General features: G+C 68.2%; 16 protein-coding genes. 6 read left to right on the top strand and 10 right to left on the bottom strand.

Annotation, left to right across the window (positions count from 1 at the left end; translation table 11 throughout):
• Window positions 1-76: 76 nt before the first annotated feature.
• The 7 genes from glgX to BN976_RS27500 form a co-directional block, all read right to left on the bottom strand.
• Entirely contained in the window at window positions 77-2248 is a 2172-nt protein-coding gene (gene glgX, locus BN976_RS27525) for a glycogen debranching protein GlgX (protein WP_011782846.1), read from the bottom strand.
• Window positions 2249-2330: 82 nt separating this feature from the next.
• Window positions 2331-2891: an isochorismatase family protein gene (locus tag BN976_RS27520; protein ID WP_036375841.1), complete on the bottom strand. Its 561-nt coding sequence runs from the start codon at window positions 2889-2891 to the stop codon at window positions 2331-2333.
• The gene (locus BN976_RS27515) at window positions 2888-3565 is read right to left on the bottom strand and encodes a PAS and ANTAR domain-containing protein (RefSeq protein ID WP_011782844.1); all 678 of its coding nucleotides are present in this window, start codon (window positions 3563-3565) and stop codon (window positions 2888-2890) included. The genes BN976_RS27520 and BN976_RS27515 overlap by 4 nt, the downstream gene beginning before the upstream one ends.
• A gap of 30 nt (window positions 3566-3595) precedes the next feature.
• The gene (locus BN976_RS27510) at window positions 3596-4882 is read right to left on the bottom strand and encodes a hypothetical protein (RefSeq protein ID WP_036375825.1); all 1287 of its coding nucleotides are present in this window, start codon (window positions 4880-4882) and stop codon (window positions 3596-3598) included.
• Window positions 4879-5247, bottom strand: coding sequence for a hypothetical protein (locus BN976_RS27505; RefSeq protein ID WP_372923245.1), 369 nt, complete (start codon window positions 5245-5247; stop codon window positions 4879-4881). The genes BN976_RS27510 and BN976_RS27505 overlap by 4 nt, the downstream gene beginning before the upstream one ends.
• Window positions 5248-5309: 62 nt before the next feature.
• Window positions 5310-5459: a hypothetical protein gene (locus tag BN976_RS34090; RefSeq protein WP_165804690.1), complete on the bottom strand. Its 150-nt coding sequence runs from the start codon at window positions 5457-5459 to the stop codon at window positions 5310-5312.
• Entirely contained in the window at window positions 5456-7300 is a 1845-nt protein-coding gene (locus tag BN976_RS27500; protein WP_036376002.1) for a hypothetical protein, read from the bottom strand. The genes BN976_RS34090 and BN976_RS27500 overlap by 4 nt, the downstream gene beginning before the upstream one ends.
• Before the next feature lie 137 nt (window positions 7301-7437).
• Between BN976_RS27500 and BN976_RS27495 the strand changes: the two genes are divergently transcribed.
• Complete coding sequence (locus BN976_RS27495; RefSeq protein ID WP_036375822.1) at window positions 7438-9861, top strand: hypothetical protein; 2424 nt, start codon at window positions 7438-7440, stop codon at window positions 9859-9861.
• Window positions 9862-9864: 3 nt separating this feature from the next.
• Here BN976_RS27495 and BN976_RS27490 read toward each other — a convergent pair whose 3' ends face one another.
• Complete coding sequence (locus BN976_RS27490; RefSeq protein ID WP_011782839.1) at window positions 9865-11259, bottom strand: acyl-CoA dehydrogenase family protein; 1395 nt, start codon at window positions 11257-11259, stop codon at window positions 9865-9867.
• Window positions 11260-11331: 72 nt separating this feature from the next.
• Between BN976_RS27490 and BN976_RS27485 the strand changes: the two genes are divergently transcribed.
• Window positions 11332-11856 (top strand): hypothetical protein, encoded by a 525-nt coding sequence (locus BN976_RS27485; protein WP_011782838.1) that lies wholly within the window; start codon window positions 11332-11334, stop codon window positions 11854-11856.
• 102 nt (window positions 11857-11958) lie between these two features.
• On the opposite strand, the gene BN976_RS27480 is transcribed toward BN976_RS27485, so the two are convergent.
• Window positions 11959-12261: a gluconate 2-dehydrogenase subunit 3 family protein gene (locus tag BN976_RS27480; protein ID WP_011782837.1), complete on the bottom strand. Its 303-nt coding sequence runs from the start codon at window positions 12259-12261 to the stop codon at window positions 11959-11961.
• Window positions 12262-12308: 47 nt separating this feature from the next.
• Between BN976_RS27480 and BN976_RS27475 the strand changes: the two genes are divergently transcribed.
• The 4 genes from BN976_RS27475 (at window position 12309) to BN976_RS27460 (ending at window position 15961) form a co-directional block, all read left to right on the top strand.
• On the top strand, window positions 12309-12764 hold the full coding sequence (locus tag BN976_RS27475; RefSeq protein ID WP_036375819.1) for a PPOX class F420-dependent oxidoreductase: 456 nt from the start codon (window positions 12309-12311) through the stop codon (window positions 12762-12764).
• A gap of 185 nt (window positions 12765-12949) precedes the next feature.
• The gene (locus BN976_RS27470; protein ID WP_011782835.1) at window positions 12950-14185 is read left to right on the top strand and encodes an MMP alpha-(1->4)-mannosyltransferase; all 1236 of its coding nucleotides are present in this window, start codon (window positions 12950-12952) and stop codon (window positions 14183-14185) included.
• Window positions 14179-14904 carry a class I SAM-dependent methyltransferase gene (locus BN976_RS27465; protein ID WP_036375816.1) on the top strand — a complete coding sequence of 242 codons (726 nt, stop codon included), beginning with the start codon at window positions 14179-14181 and terminating at the stop codon, window positions 14902-14904. Before BN976_RS27470 ends, BN976_RS27465 begins: the two co-directional genes overlap by 7 nt.
• Window positions 14897-15961 carry an MMP endo-(1,4)-3-O-methyl-alpha-D-mannosidase gene (locus tag BN976_RS27460; protein WP_011782833.1) on the top strand — a complete coding sequence of 355 codons (1065 nt, stop codon included), beginning with the start codon at window positions 14897-14899 and terminating at the stop codon, window positions 15959-15961. The genes BN976_RS27465 and BN976_RS27460 overlap by 8 nt, the downstream gene beginning before the upstream one ends.
• Here BN976_RS27460 and BN976_RS27455 read toward each other — a convergent pair.
• Window positions 15958-16725 (bottom strand): class I SAM-dependent methyltransferase, encoded by a 768-nt coding sequence (locus BN976_RS27455; protein WP_234935385.1) that lies wholly within the window; start codon window positions 16723-16725, stop codon window positions 15958-15960. The genes BN976_RS27460 and BN976_RS27455 overlap by 4 nt on opposite strands.
• Window positions 16726-16757: the final 32 nt, after the last annotated feature.

Genomic DNA, 16757 nt, shown 5'->3' with positions numbered 1-16757 from the left:
CAGCATGATCAAATTAACACACGACTCCCCGGAGAGGGGCCGACTCGCCGTTAAGCGTGCTGCCGCACAACAGCTTTCAGCCGGGGTTCGACTCGGCCCGCAGCACCAGGACGGTCCTTGCCTCGACGGACACCGTGGCGCCGGCCTGGTGAGGCTCGCCGGGTTCCGGCGCCACCGGCGCCGCGGAGGACACCACGGGCTGCCATGCCGTCGCAAACTTCTTGGGCGGCAACGTGAACTCGATCGGTTCGTGGTGGGCGTTGAAGAACAGCAGAAACGAATCGTCGATGACGCGTTGACCGCGCGCGTCCATGTCGGGGATGCCGTGGCCGTTCAGGTAGACACCGACGGACTTCGCGAAACCCGAACCCCAGTCCTCGCCTGTCATCTCCGCCCCCTCGGGGGTGAACCAGGCGATGTCCGGCAGGCCGGCCTGGCCGCGGCGGCCGACGGGCTTGCCGCTGAAGAAGCGCCGCCTGCGGAACACCGGGTGCTCGGCGCGCAGCCGTGACACCATCCGGGTGAAGTCCAGCAGTTCGGTGTCGGCACTGGCCCAGTCGATCCAGGTGATCTCGTTGTCCTGGCAGTAACCGTTGTTGTTGCCACCCTGGGTGCGGCCCAACTCGTCGCCGTGGCAGATCATCGGCACGCCCTGCGACAACAGCAGCGTGGTCAGGAAGTTGCGCTCCTGCTTGGACCGCAGCGCGAGGACCTCCGGGTCGTCGGAGGGACCCTCGACACCGCAGTTCCACGACCGGTTGTGACTTTCCCCGTCGTTGTTGTCCTCACCGTTGGCCTCGTTGTGCTTCTCGTTGTAGGAGACCAGGTCGCGCAGCGTGAATCCATCGTGGGCGACGACGAAGTTGATGGACGCCACCGGCCGCCGCGCCGTGTGTTCGTAGAGGTCGGCCGATCCGGTGAGCCGGTAGGCGAATTCGTCGAGCGTGGCTGGTTCACCGCGCCAGAAATCGCGCACCGTGTCGCGGTACTTGCCGTTCCATTCCGTCCACTGCGGCGGGAAGTTACCGACCTGGTAGCCGCCGGGCCCGACGTCCCAGGGTTCGGCGATGAGCTTCACCTGGCTGACGGTGGGATCCTGCTGGACGAGTTCGAAGAAGGTGGACAGCCGGTCGACGTCGTAGAACTCGCGCGCCAGCGTGGAGGCCAGGTCGAACCGGAATCCGTCCACGTGCATCTCGGTCACCCAGTACCGCAGTGAATCCATGATGAGCTGCAGTGAGTGTGGATGTCCGGCGTTGAGGCTGTTGCCGGTGCCCGTGTAGTCCATGTAGTAGCGCTTGTCGTCGTCGACGAGGCGGTAGTACGCGGCGTTGTCGATGCCGCGCATCGACAAGGTCGGGCCGAGGTGGTTGCCCTCGGCGGTGTGGTTGTAGACGACGTCGAGGATGACCTCGATGTTCGCCTCGTGCAGCGCGCGCACCATCGCCTTGAACTCCTGCACCTGACCGCCGGGATTGGGGTTGGAGCTGTACTTGGCGTCGGGTGCCAGGAAGCCGATCGTGTTGTAGCCCCAGTAGTTGGACAGGCCCTTGTCGATCAGCGTCGAGTCGTTCGCGAAGTGGTGCACCGGCATCAGCTCGATGGCGTTGACCCCCAGCGACGTGAGGTGCTCGATGATCGCCGGATGCGCGACCGCGGCGTACGTGCCGCGGATCTGCTCGGGGATGTCGGGGTGCGTCTGGGTCAGGCCCTTGACGTGCGCCTCGTAGATCACGGTGTCGGCGTACTCGTGGTTGGGCGGCCGGTCGACGCCCCAGTCGAAGAACGGGTTGATGACCACCGACTTGGGCATGCTGTCGGCCGAGTCGTCGTCGTTGCGGCTGTCGGGATCGCCGAAGTTGTAGCCGAACAGCGACTGGTTCCAGTCGAAGTTGCCGTCGATGGCCTTGGAGTACGGGTCGAGCAGCAGCTTGTTCGGGTTGCAGCGCATCCCGGCGGCGGGGTCGTAGGGTCCGTACACCCGGTAGCCGTAGCGCTGTCCCGGCTCGATGTTCGGGATGAACCCGTGCCACACGAAGCCGTCCACCTCGGGCAGGGTCACCCGGGTCTCGACGGTCCCTCCGGCTGCGTCGTCACTGAACAGGCACAGCTCGACCTTCTCGGCTACCTCGCTGAACAGCGCGAAGTTGGTTCCGGAGCCGTCATAGGTGGCGCCGAGAGGGTAGGCCTTGCCCGGCCAGAGTTCCAGCGCGAGGGCGGTGCGCGACGAGCCGGCGATCTGGGTCAAGTAGCACTCTCCTGTGAATTGGGGTCGGCGGTGGCGACGATAGGGAATGCCCACCTCCGGGGCAGCGCAATCGTCGGTTGCCTCACAGGACCTCGACACCGGCCGCGCGCAGGGTGTCCAGGGCATCGGCGGTGGTCGCCGGGGCCACCCCGGCGGTCAGAGGTGACAGCACCCGGGTGGTGAACCCGGCTGCGGCCGCGTCGGCGGCGGTGGCCTTCACGCAGTAGTCGGTGGCGATGCCCACCACGTCGACCGCGTCCACGTCGTGGGCCCGCAACCAGTCCGCGAGCGCGCTGCCGTTGTCGTCCTTGCCCTCGAATCCGCTGTAGGCGGCCGAGTGGTGCCCCTTCTTGAACACCGCCTCGACGGCCGTGGTGTCGAGGTCGGGATGGAACTCGGCGCCCGCGGTGTGCGCGACGCAGTGCACCGGCCAGGAGTCGACGTAGTCGGGGTGGTCCGAGAAGTGCGGTCCCGGATCGATGTGGAAGTCCTTGGTCGCCACCACATGCCGATAATCCGGGGCGGAGGCGAGCAGGTCGGTGATGCCGCGCGCGACGGCGGCGCCGCCGGCGACGGCCAGCGAGCCGCCCTCACAGAAGTCGTTCTGCACGTCCACGATGATGAGGGTCCGGTTCGACGTCACCCGTCCACGGTATCGCCGGCGCGGTTCACCCGCTGGTGAGCGGTCAGCAGCAGGTGGTCGAACGTCGCGCGGGGCGGCAGCGTCTCGTCGTAGCTCAGCGTGGTGTAGTCGGCCAGCAGTTGGTCGGCCAGCAGTCGCAGCTTGACGTTGGTCTCCTGCGAACGCCAGCGCAGCAGCTCGAAGGCGGCCTCGTCGTCGACCCGGTAGATCAACATCAGCATGCCCTTGACCTGTTCGATCACCGCGCGGTTCTCGGTGATCTCCGCCAGTGCCGCGGTGACCATGGCCTTGGCCTGGGTGTCGGTCGGGGTGATGTCGACGTAGAACCCGTGTGTGCCGATGAGCCGGCCGGCGTCGTCGAGCAGTTGATCGCCGATGACGACCACATCGTGGGTGTCGCCGCGGGTGTCGACGATGCGGTGCCGGGTGGAGAACGTGCGGTGCGTGCGGCGCATCTCGTCGAGCGTCGCGGCGACCTGCTGACGGTCGTCGGGATGCTTGTGTGACAGCACCAGATCGGTGGTCGGTGTCACCGTGCCCGGTTCGTAACCGTGCAGGATCTGTACCTGCTCGGACCATTCCCACCGTTCGTCGGCGAAGTAGAACCGGAACCAGCCGACACGCTGAGGCGCGCCGCCGGCGAGCGCCTGTTCCACGGAGTCATCGCTCGGCACAGCACGACCCTAGCGTCACCACCGGACTGTTCATCCGCCGAACAGCAGATAGAGGCCGGTGAACGTGTAGCCGACCATGACCAACATCATCGCCAGCTGCCCGGTCAGCTGGTGTCGCGCGGGCAGAACCTTGAGGGCCCGATCGTGGGCGGCCACGACACCGGCGATGTGGCCCGCCACGACGAACCCGACCTTCAGCGTCGCCAACACCGCCGGATGCATCGAGAGCACGTACATGACCTCGGCGTCCGGCTGCCCGAGCAGCCGGTACACCGTCTGCTGGCCACGCTCGACCAGGTACGTCAGGTAGTGGGCGAACACGTAGCCGATCACGATCGGGATCAGCGAGTGGGCGAACAGCCCGGGCAGTTCCCGGCGCCGGCGCGCGTCGACCCCGCCGGTGCACCGGGCGGCCGCCCAGAACGTGGCCGCCACGACGCAGGCGAACAGCGCCAGCCCGGCCGTCCGCACCGCGGTCGCGCCCAGTCCCGAATCGGTCAGGTCGTCGACGAATCCACGGAACTGCGGCGTCGCCGAGAAGCTGTCGAACGCCGTGGAGCCCAGCAGCACCGAAAGCACGGCGACGATCCCGGGGCGTACCGGCAGCGACGGCAGATGGTCGAACGGGTTGCCGATCGCGATGCGACCGTCGGAATTCCGCCGCAACGGCGACACGCGCGACGCGACGACGCTGTAGACCTCGAACGGATCGGCGCGGGCACACCACTGCGGGCCGCACCACAGCGCGCCGGCCACGGTCACCGCCAGGTAGACGAGCAGCCAGGTGCGGATCGCACACAGCGATCCGGGATCCGGGCTGGCCAGCTCGAGCCAGACGAACGCGAACAACCCCGCCGCCGCGGGCCAGTACCCCAGCGCTGCGGGATAGGTCCGGCCCAGCGAGCGCCCGCCGGAGAAGCGGTGCAGGGCACGCACCGGCGACAGCACCCGCCACACCGGACCCAGCAGCACCGACAACGCGACCAACCCGACCCACAGCAACACATAGAACACGCCGGGCAGCGCGTTGCCGGAATCCTGGGGACCCACGAATGTGGACACGGCGACCCAGCCGGTGAACAGCAGGGTCGCCGCGGCCAACGTCCAGCGCGTCGCGGGGGCGTCGACCGCACGGGTCACCCACTGCGGCAACGGTCGTCCGGGCCTGGCCGCGTCGAACCGCGGCGTGCGCCACGCCAGCGCCACGACGGCGAACGTGAAGGTCAACGCCCATGCCGCGCCGATCAGGGCGTAGGTGTACGGAATCGGGAGGTCGGCCGAGCCACCCAGACCGTGGGCCACCAGGTGTGCGGTCACTGCACCTGGATCGTCGCGATCGTCTTGTGCAGCTTGTGCAGTTCGATGTCGACCCGGCCCGGCACCTCGACGGTGAACTGGAACGACTGCGCGGGCCCGATGCCGACGTCGAAACTGTGCTCGGGCGTGGAGTGCACGTGCAACTCGTCGGTGACGTCGCTGGCGACGCGCAGGATGATGGGCTCGTCGACACCGGCCTGCAGCTGCGCGTTGGTCGGGGTCACCTGACCACCCTCGATCGTCACGTCGATGACGACCCGGGCGGGCCGCGCCTGAGCGTCGGTCATCGCGGACGGGTCGACCGCTCCCGACTCGGAAACCGTTGCGGTGTCCCGGGATTCACCGGCGCAGCCTGCTGCGAGCAGTAGCACCGCACCGAGGGTCAGGATTCGCTGTGCTGTTCGATGTGCTGTTCGATGTGCTGTTGTCACTGTTCCCTGTTGTCGTCTGACTTCTGTCGGTTCTTGGCGGCGATGTAGACCACGACGGCGGCGACCACGATCGCCGGCGCGAACGCCGGGACGGCGATCCAGATCGGATGGTCGGCCAGCACCACGACGTCGGACGGTCCGGTCATGATTGCGCGCTGGGTGCGAACTCGGCCTCGCTGCCGCTGGGCTCGCTATTGTTGATCCGGCCTGCGCCCCAGGAGATCCCGGCGATCATCGCCAGGGTGCAGAGCAGAACTACCAGGCACCCGATGAGCCACAGCGACGCCGGGATGTCGGGGCTGCGCTCGCGCTGCAGGATGGTGATCTCCGAGACGAACGGGCGGGTGAACTGCGCCTCGGCGGGCACCTCTTCGGCGCCGATGCCCGGATCTCCGGCCAGATAGATCGGCACCGCGGTCAGCGTGCGGCCGTCGTGCACCCGCAGCAGCGTCTTCCAGGTGCCCGACACCGGCATCGGTTCGGTGGAGCGGTAGTGGCCGACGCCCACCTTCTCCAGGTGGTCGACGAACTGTCCCCGCTCGTTGGGCAGGCCGCCCTGCCAGCCGAGCACCGACACCCAGTTCGGATTGTCGCCGATGACGTCCGGCGGGTTGAACCGCACGTCGGCGGTCACGAAGCGTTGCCCGTCGACCGCCGGGGCCTCGGTCAGAGTGACTGAGGCGGTGGCGTTCTGGGGGGTGTCGTAACGCAGACCGTTGGCCGCGGCGCCGCCGATCGCGAGCACCGTCAAGGCGACCAGCCCGATTCCGACGGCCCGGCCGGGCAGTCGCCGGCCGGTCAGCACCATGCCGACCATCGCGCCGCACCCGCCGGTCAGCACGGCCACCGGCACCGACATCGCCAGGGCTTCCGGCCAGATGCTCGTCGGCCAGGGGTACGGGTAGACGGCGCCGATCCACAGCGATTCCAGCCACAGTCCGACCGTGCCGATGCCCAACCCGCTGACGAGCCCGAACAGCACCGGCCTGCGCAGCAGCGGGGTCAACGCCAGGATCTCGACGACCAGGGCCGCACCGAGGTAGAGGGGGAACCAGTTCAGCGGGGCGTCGAGCACCGGGCCGACGGCCACCGCGACCAGACCACGCAGACCGATCGCGATCAGGGCTGCGATCAGTGCGGCGCCGCGCCCCATGAAGATCCGGGCGGCGACCAGCGCGAGGGCCGCGGCGGCGGCGATCAGCATGGGCTGGAACACCTGACGGAACTGGGGCACGCCGAAGTCGAACTCGATCTGATACACCGACGCGCCGATCAGCACTCCGGCGAAGGCCAGGTATTGCACGAATTTGAGGCCGATGCCGTCGGGCGGCGTCTCGTCGGTCCGGACGCGCCGTCCCTCGTACTCCAGGTAGAGAGCCGCCAGGGTGGAGAACCCGGCGCCGCCGATCATCATCAGATGCGTCGGGCCCCACAGCGTCACGTCCTGACCGAAGATGCGGTGCCACATGTCGTCGAGGGGGAAGCCGAGCAGGGCGTAGAGGCCGCACCCGGCCATCACGATTCCGCCGACCGGGGCGTACCAGTCGTCGGTGATGCGCACGGCAGCCGGGCCGGGCCGGTCATAGGGCAGCACCATCGCGGTGCAACCGGCGACGAAGATGCCGAACAGCCCGATGAGGATGAAGTAGTGCGCGGGGTTCGCCAGTGCGCCGTCGTCGCGCCCGTTGCCGATGTGCAGGCTGACGTCCCAGATGAAACCGAACAGCGCGCAGATGATCGACGCGATGAACATCGCGATGGGCAGCGCCACCCACGGTGGTCGTTTGAAGCGGCGCGCCGACCAGTCGGCCAGGCCGGCCAGCCAGGTGATCTTGTGGTTGCGGTGTTGCCAGCCGATCCACAGCAGGACCGCCGTGACGACGGCCCCGGCCGCCGACAACGCGACGATCTCGCTCAGGGCGGTACCCCCGCCCTCGTCGCCCGACGACTGGGCCAGCACGGACACCGCTTGCAGAGAGAACTCCATCGTCATCCCATCCCGCGTACCGGACATACCTTTGTGACTGGTCGGTAATGTTGCCAGAATTGCGGCAAGTGAAACCAGGGGTACCGGGTTTTCCGGGAACGCGGGCGTACCCTCGGTGACCGCGTCAATATGTGTGGATGACCAGTGGAAACACTGTCTTCGAGCTGCGCGTGCACGGGGTGTCGGGCACGTCGCCCCAAGCGATGCTGAGTTGTCCGGAGGAGTTCGTCGAACGGGTCTGCGGCAATGACGACGCAGCCTTCTACCGCCGCGCGGAATGGGTCGACAGGGCCGCCAACCCACGGGTGGGCACGTGGTGGCGCCGGATGGAGGCGTACTCGTGGGGAGGTCTGACCTCACGCAAGGCCACGCGTGCGCTTTGGCTGCTGTTCCTGCCGTTCAGCCTGATCAACCTGGCGCATTGGATGTTGCCTCCGGTGTCACGGCCCGGACCGGCCACGGTCGTGGTGGTGCTGCTGCGACTGCTCGCGCTGTCGTTCACCTTGACCCTGCTGCTGTCGATGGCGGTGGCGGTCCTCGACATCGCGGTGTGGCAGTGCGCGGGCACGCCGGCCTGCAGCAGCGGTTGGGGGCCGTTGGCACTGTTGGGCTCGTGGCCGATGGGCGTCCGGTTGCTCGTCGGTGCGCTGCCGCTGGTGGCGGTGATCGGCGCGCTGTGGTGGCTGGGACGGGAGGAGACCACCCGCGAGCCCGAGGCGGCGGCCCCGGTGCCGGCTGTCGCGGTGCTGGACGCTGAAGCAAAGGCGCTGCTGGACAACACACCTCCGCCCCCCGGACCTGTGGTGACCCCGACGATGCGCTCACCGCTTGCCAGAACGACGTTCTGGAACGGTGATGACGCGGTGCAGTGCATGCGCGCGTGCCACGTCACCGCCTGGGCGGCGGGCCTTGGTGCGCTGGTGCTCGCGCCGGTGGTGAACGACGAGCACACCGGCGTCGCCGGCCTGATCAACGCCATTCTCCTCGGGGTGAACGGGCTGACCTTACTGGCCGCCGTCTCCGCGACGGTGTCGTCGAACGCGACGGGGCGGGGTGGACGCCCAGCGTCGACCCGGATGTACACCGGCTTGATGCGGATGCGGTGGTTCGCGTTGGCGATGCTGGGCATCTCGTTGATCTGGACCGCGGCCCACTACCGCCGTTCCGGCGTGTCAGGCCCGTCTTCCCTTCCCGGACTGCACGATTCGATCTACGCGTTGGTGGTGGTCCAAGTCGTTCTGCTGGTGGCCGCCTTCATAGGCATCCTGCTGTCGAAGCCCGAGCTGGCGACCGAGGAGGGCTACCGACCGACGCTGAGGGGTTACACCACCGGGTTCGTGGCGCTGCTGGGTTGGCTGCTCGGCGGCACCTTCAGTGCAGGGGTGGGCCTGTGGACCGCGCAGACCCTCGGCACATGGACGTACCCGGGGGACACCGACCGGAAGTCGGACGCTCTGCTCATCGTGCCACCGGCCTACGTGTGGGCGGCGGTGGCGGCGCTGATCGTCGTGATCGTCGCACTGGCGGCGGTGATCCGGCTGGCTGTACAGGTTTTCGGCGAGGCGGCAAAGAAGAAGATCGAGTGCATCGCCGAACAGGGCGAGTTCGAGAACAACGCGCCCGATGAGGTCGTCAGGAAGATCCTCGGTGCTCGCCGGCTCGCCACGCTGACCGACCGGGCGCCTGGTCTGGTCGGAAGTCTGGTGTTGATCGCGTCCGCGTTGTTCCTGGTCGCGGCGGCGCTGCTGTTCGTGTTCAGCGTTCCGTGGGTCGAACAAGCGGTCCGCGACGAGGTCAGCGGGATCGCGGTCGGCGCCACCGTGGGTCTGGTCCTTGCGGTGATCGCGCTGGTGACCGCGGCCTTCCGTAACCGGCAGACGCGCCGGGTGGTCGCGATCCTGTGGGATGTCATCACGTTCTGGCCCCGCGCCAACCACCCGCTGACGCCACCGTCCTACGGCGGGCGGACGGTGTTCGACCTGCGGTTGCGGATGCGGGACCTGGTCGCATCGCCGCGGACGCGGGTCGTTCTGGTGGCGCACAGCCAGGGCACGGTCATCGCGGCGGCCACCCTCATGCAGTGCAGTGGTGCCGACGAGCCGTTCCCCCTGCTGACCTTCGGATCACCGCTGAGGCGGTTGTACGCCCGCAATTTTCCCGCCTACTTCGGACGCAAGTCGCTGGAAGCGCTGAGGCTCATTCACTGCCCGGATACCGCGGAGCCCGTCAAGCATCGATGGATCAACCTGTGGTCGCTCACCGATCCGATCGGCAGCTGGGTGTTCGTGACCAGACCGGCATTCGTCAGAGGCGGTGACGCCCCGACCGCGATGGGCGACGTTCCGCACGTTGTCGATTGCCGGGTGTTCGATGTCCAGCAACGGTTTCCGAGGGTGGGAGAGTTCGACGTGGACCGCGACGGTGCGGTGTGTGGACATTCGGGGTTCTGGACGCGCGCGGAGTACACCGAGGCGGTCGCGGTGCTGCAGCAGTTGGTGGCGCCCGAGCCCGAGGGGGTGCCGGTCAACGAGACGCCGCCTCCGACGCAGAAAGCGCTGTGACCGTCATTTCCTGGGGGGTCGAAGCACTTTCATGGCCATCTGCATCACGGGCGCGGGGACGCGGTCCTTCATCGCCAGGGCGGAGGCGGCGACCTGTGTGCGGGCCGGGGTGCCGCGACCGAACATGCGGTTCAACGGGCCGCCCGTCGGCTCGAGGTCGACGTGCAGCGGGGGCTTGCCGTCCGCCGCCCCGAGCGCATTGGAGATCACCATGCGCTGGATCTCGCTGGTTCCCTCGAAGATCGTGTACAGCTTGGCGTCCCGATACCACTTCTCGACGGGGTGATCCTTGACGTAGCCCCAGCCGCCCATGGTCTGGACCGCCCGCTCGGTGGCCCGCACCGCGAGCTCGCTGGCCGCCAGCTTCGACATCGAGCCCTCACCCCGTTCGAACGGGACACCGGTGGCCGCCATCCACGACGCCCGCCACGTCAGCAGCCGTGCGGCATCCAGGCCGGTGGCCAGATCGGCCAGCGGGAAGGAGATGCCCTGATTGTCGATGATCGGCGCGCCGAACGCTTCCCGCCGATTGGCGTACTCGGTGACGTATTCCAAAGCGGCCCTGGCGATCCCGAGTGCCTGCGCGGCGACCATGGGTCGGGTCTGCTCGAAGGTGCCGAGGGTGGCCGAGCCGGAGTGCCGGGCGCCTTCGATGGCTTCGCGGGCGCGCGCGAGCTTGTGGTCGAGCTTCTCCTGCCCGCCGAGCAGATGGTCTGCGGGCACCCGGACCCCGGTGAGCTTCAGCTCGGCGGTATGCGATGCGCGGCATCCGAGTTTGTCGAGCTTGCGCACCATGTCCAGGCCCGGCGTGCCGCCGGGCACGATGAACAGCGCCTGTCCTTTGTGTCCGAGTTCCTGGTCGACCACGGCGTTGACGACGTGGACGTCGGCGATGCCGCCGTTGCCGATCCACATCTTGTGCCCGTCGATGATCCAGTCTGCGTCTGCTCCCGGGCCTGCGCGGCGGGCCGTGGTGCGCAGGTTGCGGACGTCGCTTCCGCCTTCGGGTTCCGAGATCGCCAGTGCGGCGAGTTTGAGGTCGCCCGGGGTGCCGAAACATTCGGGCGCCCACTGCAACATCTGCTCGGGCGAGGCGGCCTGGCCGATCGCCGAGAGCGCCAGGGCGGGCATCACCACCGCCAGCCCGATGCCGGCGCACCCCCAGAACAGCTCTTCCATGAACATCGGCAGCGACAGGCCGGTCGGGTCGCCGATCAGGTCGCGGTAGAACAACGGACTGTAGAAGCCGCGGGCGGCCGCCTCCTCCAACACCGGCCACGGGAACTCCTGGCGCTGGTCGTAGTCGGCGGCAACCGGGCGGATCACCTCTTCGGCGAACTCGTGGGTGCGTCGGGCGAGGTCATGTTGAGCCGCGGTCGGAGTGATGTCGAACGCCACTGCTGTCCCCCTTGGTCGGCTTAAGGTGGCGAGTACCCAACGTCGGCGAGAAATCCACCGCGGAGGGAGCTGATGAAGATCGCGCCGCTGCACCTGAGGCAACGTGACACCACCACGTGCGGACCGACCGTGGCCGTCGTCGCGGGCGCGATCGTGGATCCGGCCTACCGCTTGTCGCTGACTGCGCCCGATGCCGACGTCTGGTTCGAGGCCGAACAGGGTCGCGTGCACCTGTCGGTGAACCGGGTGTGGCCCAGGGCGTTGGGCACCACGCCGGTCGGGATGGCGCGCGCGGTGACCGCCTGCTCGCGCGGGCGCGGGGTGAGCTACCGGTGGCGGTTGTGGCGTGGACGTCGCGACGGGCTGGCAGACGTGTTGTCGGCGGTGCGGTCCGGCTGGCCGGTGGCGATGCTCGTCGGCCGGTTCCTGCCCAGGCACTGGGTGTTGATCGTCAATGCTTCGGACGACGAAATGCACTGCTATGAACCGTCATCAGGCGAAGTGCGCGCGGTGTCGATCGACATGGTGCGGCAGGCCCGGATGACGGGGCTGGGCTATCGGCGGCCGTTCGGGTTCGTGCTGCCCAGTTCGCGCTAGAGCGGGCTCTCCCGGGGTGGCGCGTCCTCGGAGCGCTGCGCCGGCGGCGACCGGCACCGGGCCGTAACGAGGCCACTCGACCACCGCCGCGCCGCCGGCGGCCTACGTAGGCACGGCGCCGGCATCTTCGATGCGGCGCTTCGCCTCGCCGACCGAGATGCGCAGCCGGCGGGCCAGCACCTCGGCCCAGGGCGCTCCGGCGAACTCGACCGGCGGGGGACCGCCGACCATGTGTGCGAGCAGCTGGCGCTGCCTGGTGGCCAGCAGCTTCTCGAGCGCGTCCAGCCGGACCAGCAGGGCCCGCTGATCGGCCGGTTGCAGGGTGTGAAACGGCAGCCCGGCGACTGCCCGGTGTGCGTGATCGACCGCGTCCAACGCCGCGATCCACTCTTTCTTCGAACTCATGTTCGACATCCTAGAAGCGGGGTACGACACGTCGATACGCTGACGAGATGGCCAGAAAGCTCGCCACCGCCGACGTGGTCACACTGCCCCAACTGCTCGACTTCGTCCGGCCGCGGCACCGGATGGTGCTCACCACCTACCGCGCCGACGGGTCCCTGCAGAGCTCCCCGGTCTCCGGCGGCGTCGACGCCGAAGGGCGGATCGTCATCGCGACGTACCCGCAGCGCGCGAAGACCGCCAACCTCAGGCGCCGGCCGCGCGCGAGCGTGGTGGTGTTGTCCGATGAGTTCGACGGGCCGTATGTGCAGGTCGACGGCGATGCCGAGGTGGTGGACCTGCCCGAGGCCCTCGAGCCTCTCGTCGAATACTTCCGCTCCATCGCGGGCGAGCACCCGGACTGGGACGAGTACCGCCAAGCGATGGTTGACCAGCGCAAGTGCCTGATCAGGGAGACGCCGCGGCGGTGGGGACCCGTGGCGACCGGCGGTTTCCCGCCCGGGTAGCCCGGCCCGCACGAAGAGGTCGGACAGGACGGCCGGCCGCGACTGTGGTAGTCAGAGCTAGCGGACGGATTGCGTCTGCTAGCACGTCAAACTATAGTCTGGACACATGTCCAGGAGGGTTCGGATTCCTTGCTCCAATCGGTTCGGCCAGCTCAGGGCCGCTCTCCAGGGTCTGTGAGTTGAGTATGCGCATCGCACTGCTGTCGTATCGGAGCAAGACCCACTGTGGCGGCCAGGGTGTCTACGTCCGGCATCTGAGCCGTGGGCTGGTGGAGCTGGGCCACGACGTGGAGGTCTTCTCCGGGCAGCCCTACCCTGAGATCCTCGATCCGCGGGTGCGGCTGACAGAGGTGCCGAGCCTCGATCTCTACCGCGAGCCGGACCCGTTCCGCATTCCGCGGCCCAGCGAGATCAAGACGAGCATCGACCTCGAAGAACTGTTGACCACGTGGACGGCCGGGTTCCCCGAACCCAAGACATTCAGCATGCGCGCCGCCCGGCTGCTGGCCGATCGGCGCGACGACTTCGACGTCGTCCACGACAACCAATGCCTCGGCACCGGGCTGCTGACCATCGCGGACTCCGGAATGCCCGTGGTGGCGACCGTGCACCACCCGATCACCAGAGACCGGGTCCTCGAGGTCGCTGCGGCGAAGTGGTGGCGCAAGCCGCTGGTGCGTCGCTGGTACGGCTTCGCCGAGATGCAGAAGCAGGTGGCGCGACAGATCCCCGAGTTGGTCACCGTGTCCTCGACATCGGCGGCCGACATCGCCGAGGACTTCGCCGTCGATCCCAACCAGTTGAACGTCGTGCCCCTGGGCGTGGACACCCAGCTGTTCCAGCCGTCGGAGCACCGCGTGCGCAACCGCATCATCGCGATCGCCAGTGCCGACGTCCCTCTCAAGGGGGTCAGCCACCTGCTGCACGCGGTCGCGCGTCTGCGCGTCGAGCGCGATCTGGAGCTTCAACTCGTCGCCAAACTGGAGGCCAACGGTCCGACGGAGAAACTGATCGCCGAGTTGGGCATCTCCGACATCGTGCACATCTCCAGCGGATTGTCCGATTCCGAGCTGGCTGCTCTGCTCGCGTCGGCCGAAGTTGCCTGCATCCCTTCTCTTTACGAGGGCTTCTCACTGCCCGCAGTGGAGGCGATGGCCAGCGGGACGCCGATCGTGGCCAGCCGCGCGGGCGCGCTGCCCGAGGTCGTGGGTACCGACGGCGAGTGCGCGCGCCTGGTGACACCCGCGGACGTGACGGAGCTGACCGCAGTACTCGGCGAACTGCTCGACTCGCCGCGAGAACTGCGCCGACTCGGGGACAACGGTCGCCGGCGTGCGCTCGAGGTTTTCAGTTGGGAATCAGTGGCCGCACAGACGGTCGCGGTGTACGAGAGAGCCTGCGAAAGGGTCGCGACATGCTGACCGTGGACTTCGACCGGCTCGGTGTCGGCGCCGGTACCAAGGTGATCGACGTCGGCTGCGGCGCCGGCCGCCACACGTTCGAGGCGTTCCGGCGTGGCGCCGATGTGGTCGGATTCGACCAGAGCGTTGCGGACCTCAACGACGTCGACGAGATCCTGCAGGCGATGAAGGAGCAGGGCGAGGTGCCCGCTTCGGCCAAGGGGGAGGCCGTCAAGGGTGACGCCCTGGACCTGCCCTACGCCGACGGAACCTTCGACTGCGTCATCGCCTCCGAGATCCTCGAGCACGTCCCCGAAGACGACCGGGCGATCGCCGAGCTGGTGCGGGTGCTCAAACCCGGTGGCGCGCTGGCGATCACGGTCCCCCGCTGGCTGCCCGAGCGCATCTGCTGGGCGCTGTCGGACGAGTACCACGCCAACGAGGGCGGCCACATCCGCATCTACCGGGCCGACGAGCTGCGCGACAAGGTGCTCGCACACGGCCTGGCGCTGACCCACATCCACCACGCCCACGCGTTGCATTCGCCGTACTGGTGGCTCAAATGTGCTGTGGGGACGGAGAAGACGAACCATCCGGCCGTCGCCGCGTATCACAAGCTGCTGGTGTGGGACATGATGGGACGGCCATGGCTGACCCGGACTGCCGAGGCGGCGCTCAACCCCTTGATCGGTAAGAGCGTGGCGCTGTACTTCCGGAAGCCTGCCGCTGCTGATGCATGACATCCCCGGTGTGCCGGGTGTCTTCACGCCGGCTCAATGTCGGCAGACCGCTGAGTCGATCGCCGCGACACAGGAGTCGAGCGGCGCGATTCCGTGGTCGGTGGGCGGGCACACCGACCCGTGGGATCACATCGAGAACGCCATGGCGCTCACCGCGGCGGGACTGCTGGAGCCTGCCCGCGCGGCGTTCGAATGGTCGCGCACCCAGCAGCGCCCCGACGGCACCTGGCCGATTCAGGTGCGCAACGGCGTCATCGAGGATGCCCACAGCGACAGCAACTTCTGCGCCTACATCGCCACCGGCGTCTGGCACCACGTGCTCGTCACCGAAGACCGCTCCTTCGCCGAGACCATGTGGCCCGTGGTGGCCAAAGCCATCGACTTCGTCCTCGAGCTTCAGTTCGGAACCGGTGAAATCGCTTGGGCCCGTGGATCTTCCGGTGATGCCGACGAGGCGTTGCTCACCGGCTGTGCGAGCATCTACCACAGCATCCGCTGCGCCCTGGCGCTCGCCGACTACGTCGACGACCCGCAACCGGAATGGGAGGTCGCGGTCGGACGGCTCGGTCACGCCATCGCCCACCATCCGGATGGGTTTGTCACCAAAGACCGCTGGTCGATGGAGTGGTACTACCCGGTTCTCGGGGGAGCGCTGCGCGGGCCGAGGGCGCGGGCGCGCATCGACGAACGGTGGGACGACTTCGTGGTCCCCGGGCTGGGTATCCGATGTGTGGATGACCGACCGTGGGTGACCGGAGCCGAAACCTGTGAGCTGGTGCTGGCTCTGGATGCCATCGGGGACAAGGCGCGGGCGCACGAGCAGTTCGCGGCGATGCACCACCTGCGCGAGGATGACGGGTCGTACTGGACGGGCCTGGTGTACGCCGACGGCAAGCGCTGGCCCGTCGAGCGCACCACCTGGACGGGCGCGGCAGTGATCCTGGCCGCCGACGCGTTGTCATCCACCACGCCGGCAAGCGGAATCTTCCGCGGCTTGGATCTTCCGAAAGGCCTTGAGGGGCAATATGATTGCGAGTGCGCGACCAGCGATCGCTAGGCTGCGCCGAGCGCGCCGGCCTGCCCGGACACCCGCTCGAGCACGCGCATCGACCCGGCGGCCCGTACCTCGCGGAAGTCCCCGCAGTCGAGCGCCCGCTTGTAGATGAAGAACGGCGCCTGGCCGCCGTCGGCAGGATCGGGGAACACGTCATGGATGACGAGCACCCCGCCCACGTCGACCCATCGTGCCCAACCGTCGAAGTCCCGGTTGGCCGCTTCCTCGGTGTGCCCACCGTCGATGAACAAGAGCCGCAACGGTGTTCGCCAGCCGCGCGCCACCACCGGGGAGCGTCCGACGACGGCCACGACGTGGTCGTCGAGGCCTGCGGAATCCAGGGCGTGGCGCAGGGTCGGCAGGGTGTCGAACAGGCCGGTGACCGGATCGACCATCGACGCGTCGTGGTACTCCCAGCCCGCCTGGTGCTCCTCGGAGCCGTGGTGGTGGTCGACGGTGTAGAGCAGGCCGCCGGTCTGCTGGGCGGCAGCGCCGAGCATCACCGTCGACTTGCCGCAGTAGGTGCCGATCTCGACGCCGACACCGTCGCCCAGGTACTCCAGCGCGGTGTCGTAGAGCGCGCGGCCCTCATCGGCGGGCATGAACCCGGTGATCCGCTCGGCGAGCTCGAAAAGGGCTGCTGCGACGGGCGGCAGCGCGGTGTCGGATTGACGGCTCGCCACGGTGTCGGATTGACGGCTCGCCGTCGTGTCGGATTGACGGCTCGCCACGGTGTCGGATTGACGGCTCGCCGTCGTGTCGTCCATGGCAGTCCAACCTACCGTGCCGTCCCCTAGTG

This window comes from Mycolicibacterium austroafricanum, assembly GCF_000612725.1.
GTDB classification, from domain to species: Bacteria; Actinomycetota; Actinomycetes; order Mycobacteriales; family Mycobacteriaceae; genus Mycobacterium; species Mycobacterium austroafricanum.
This window is presented reverse-complemented; position numbering and strand designations above follow the sequence as displayed.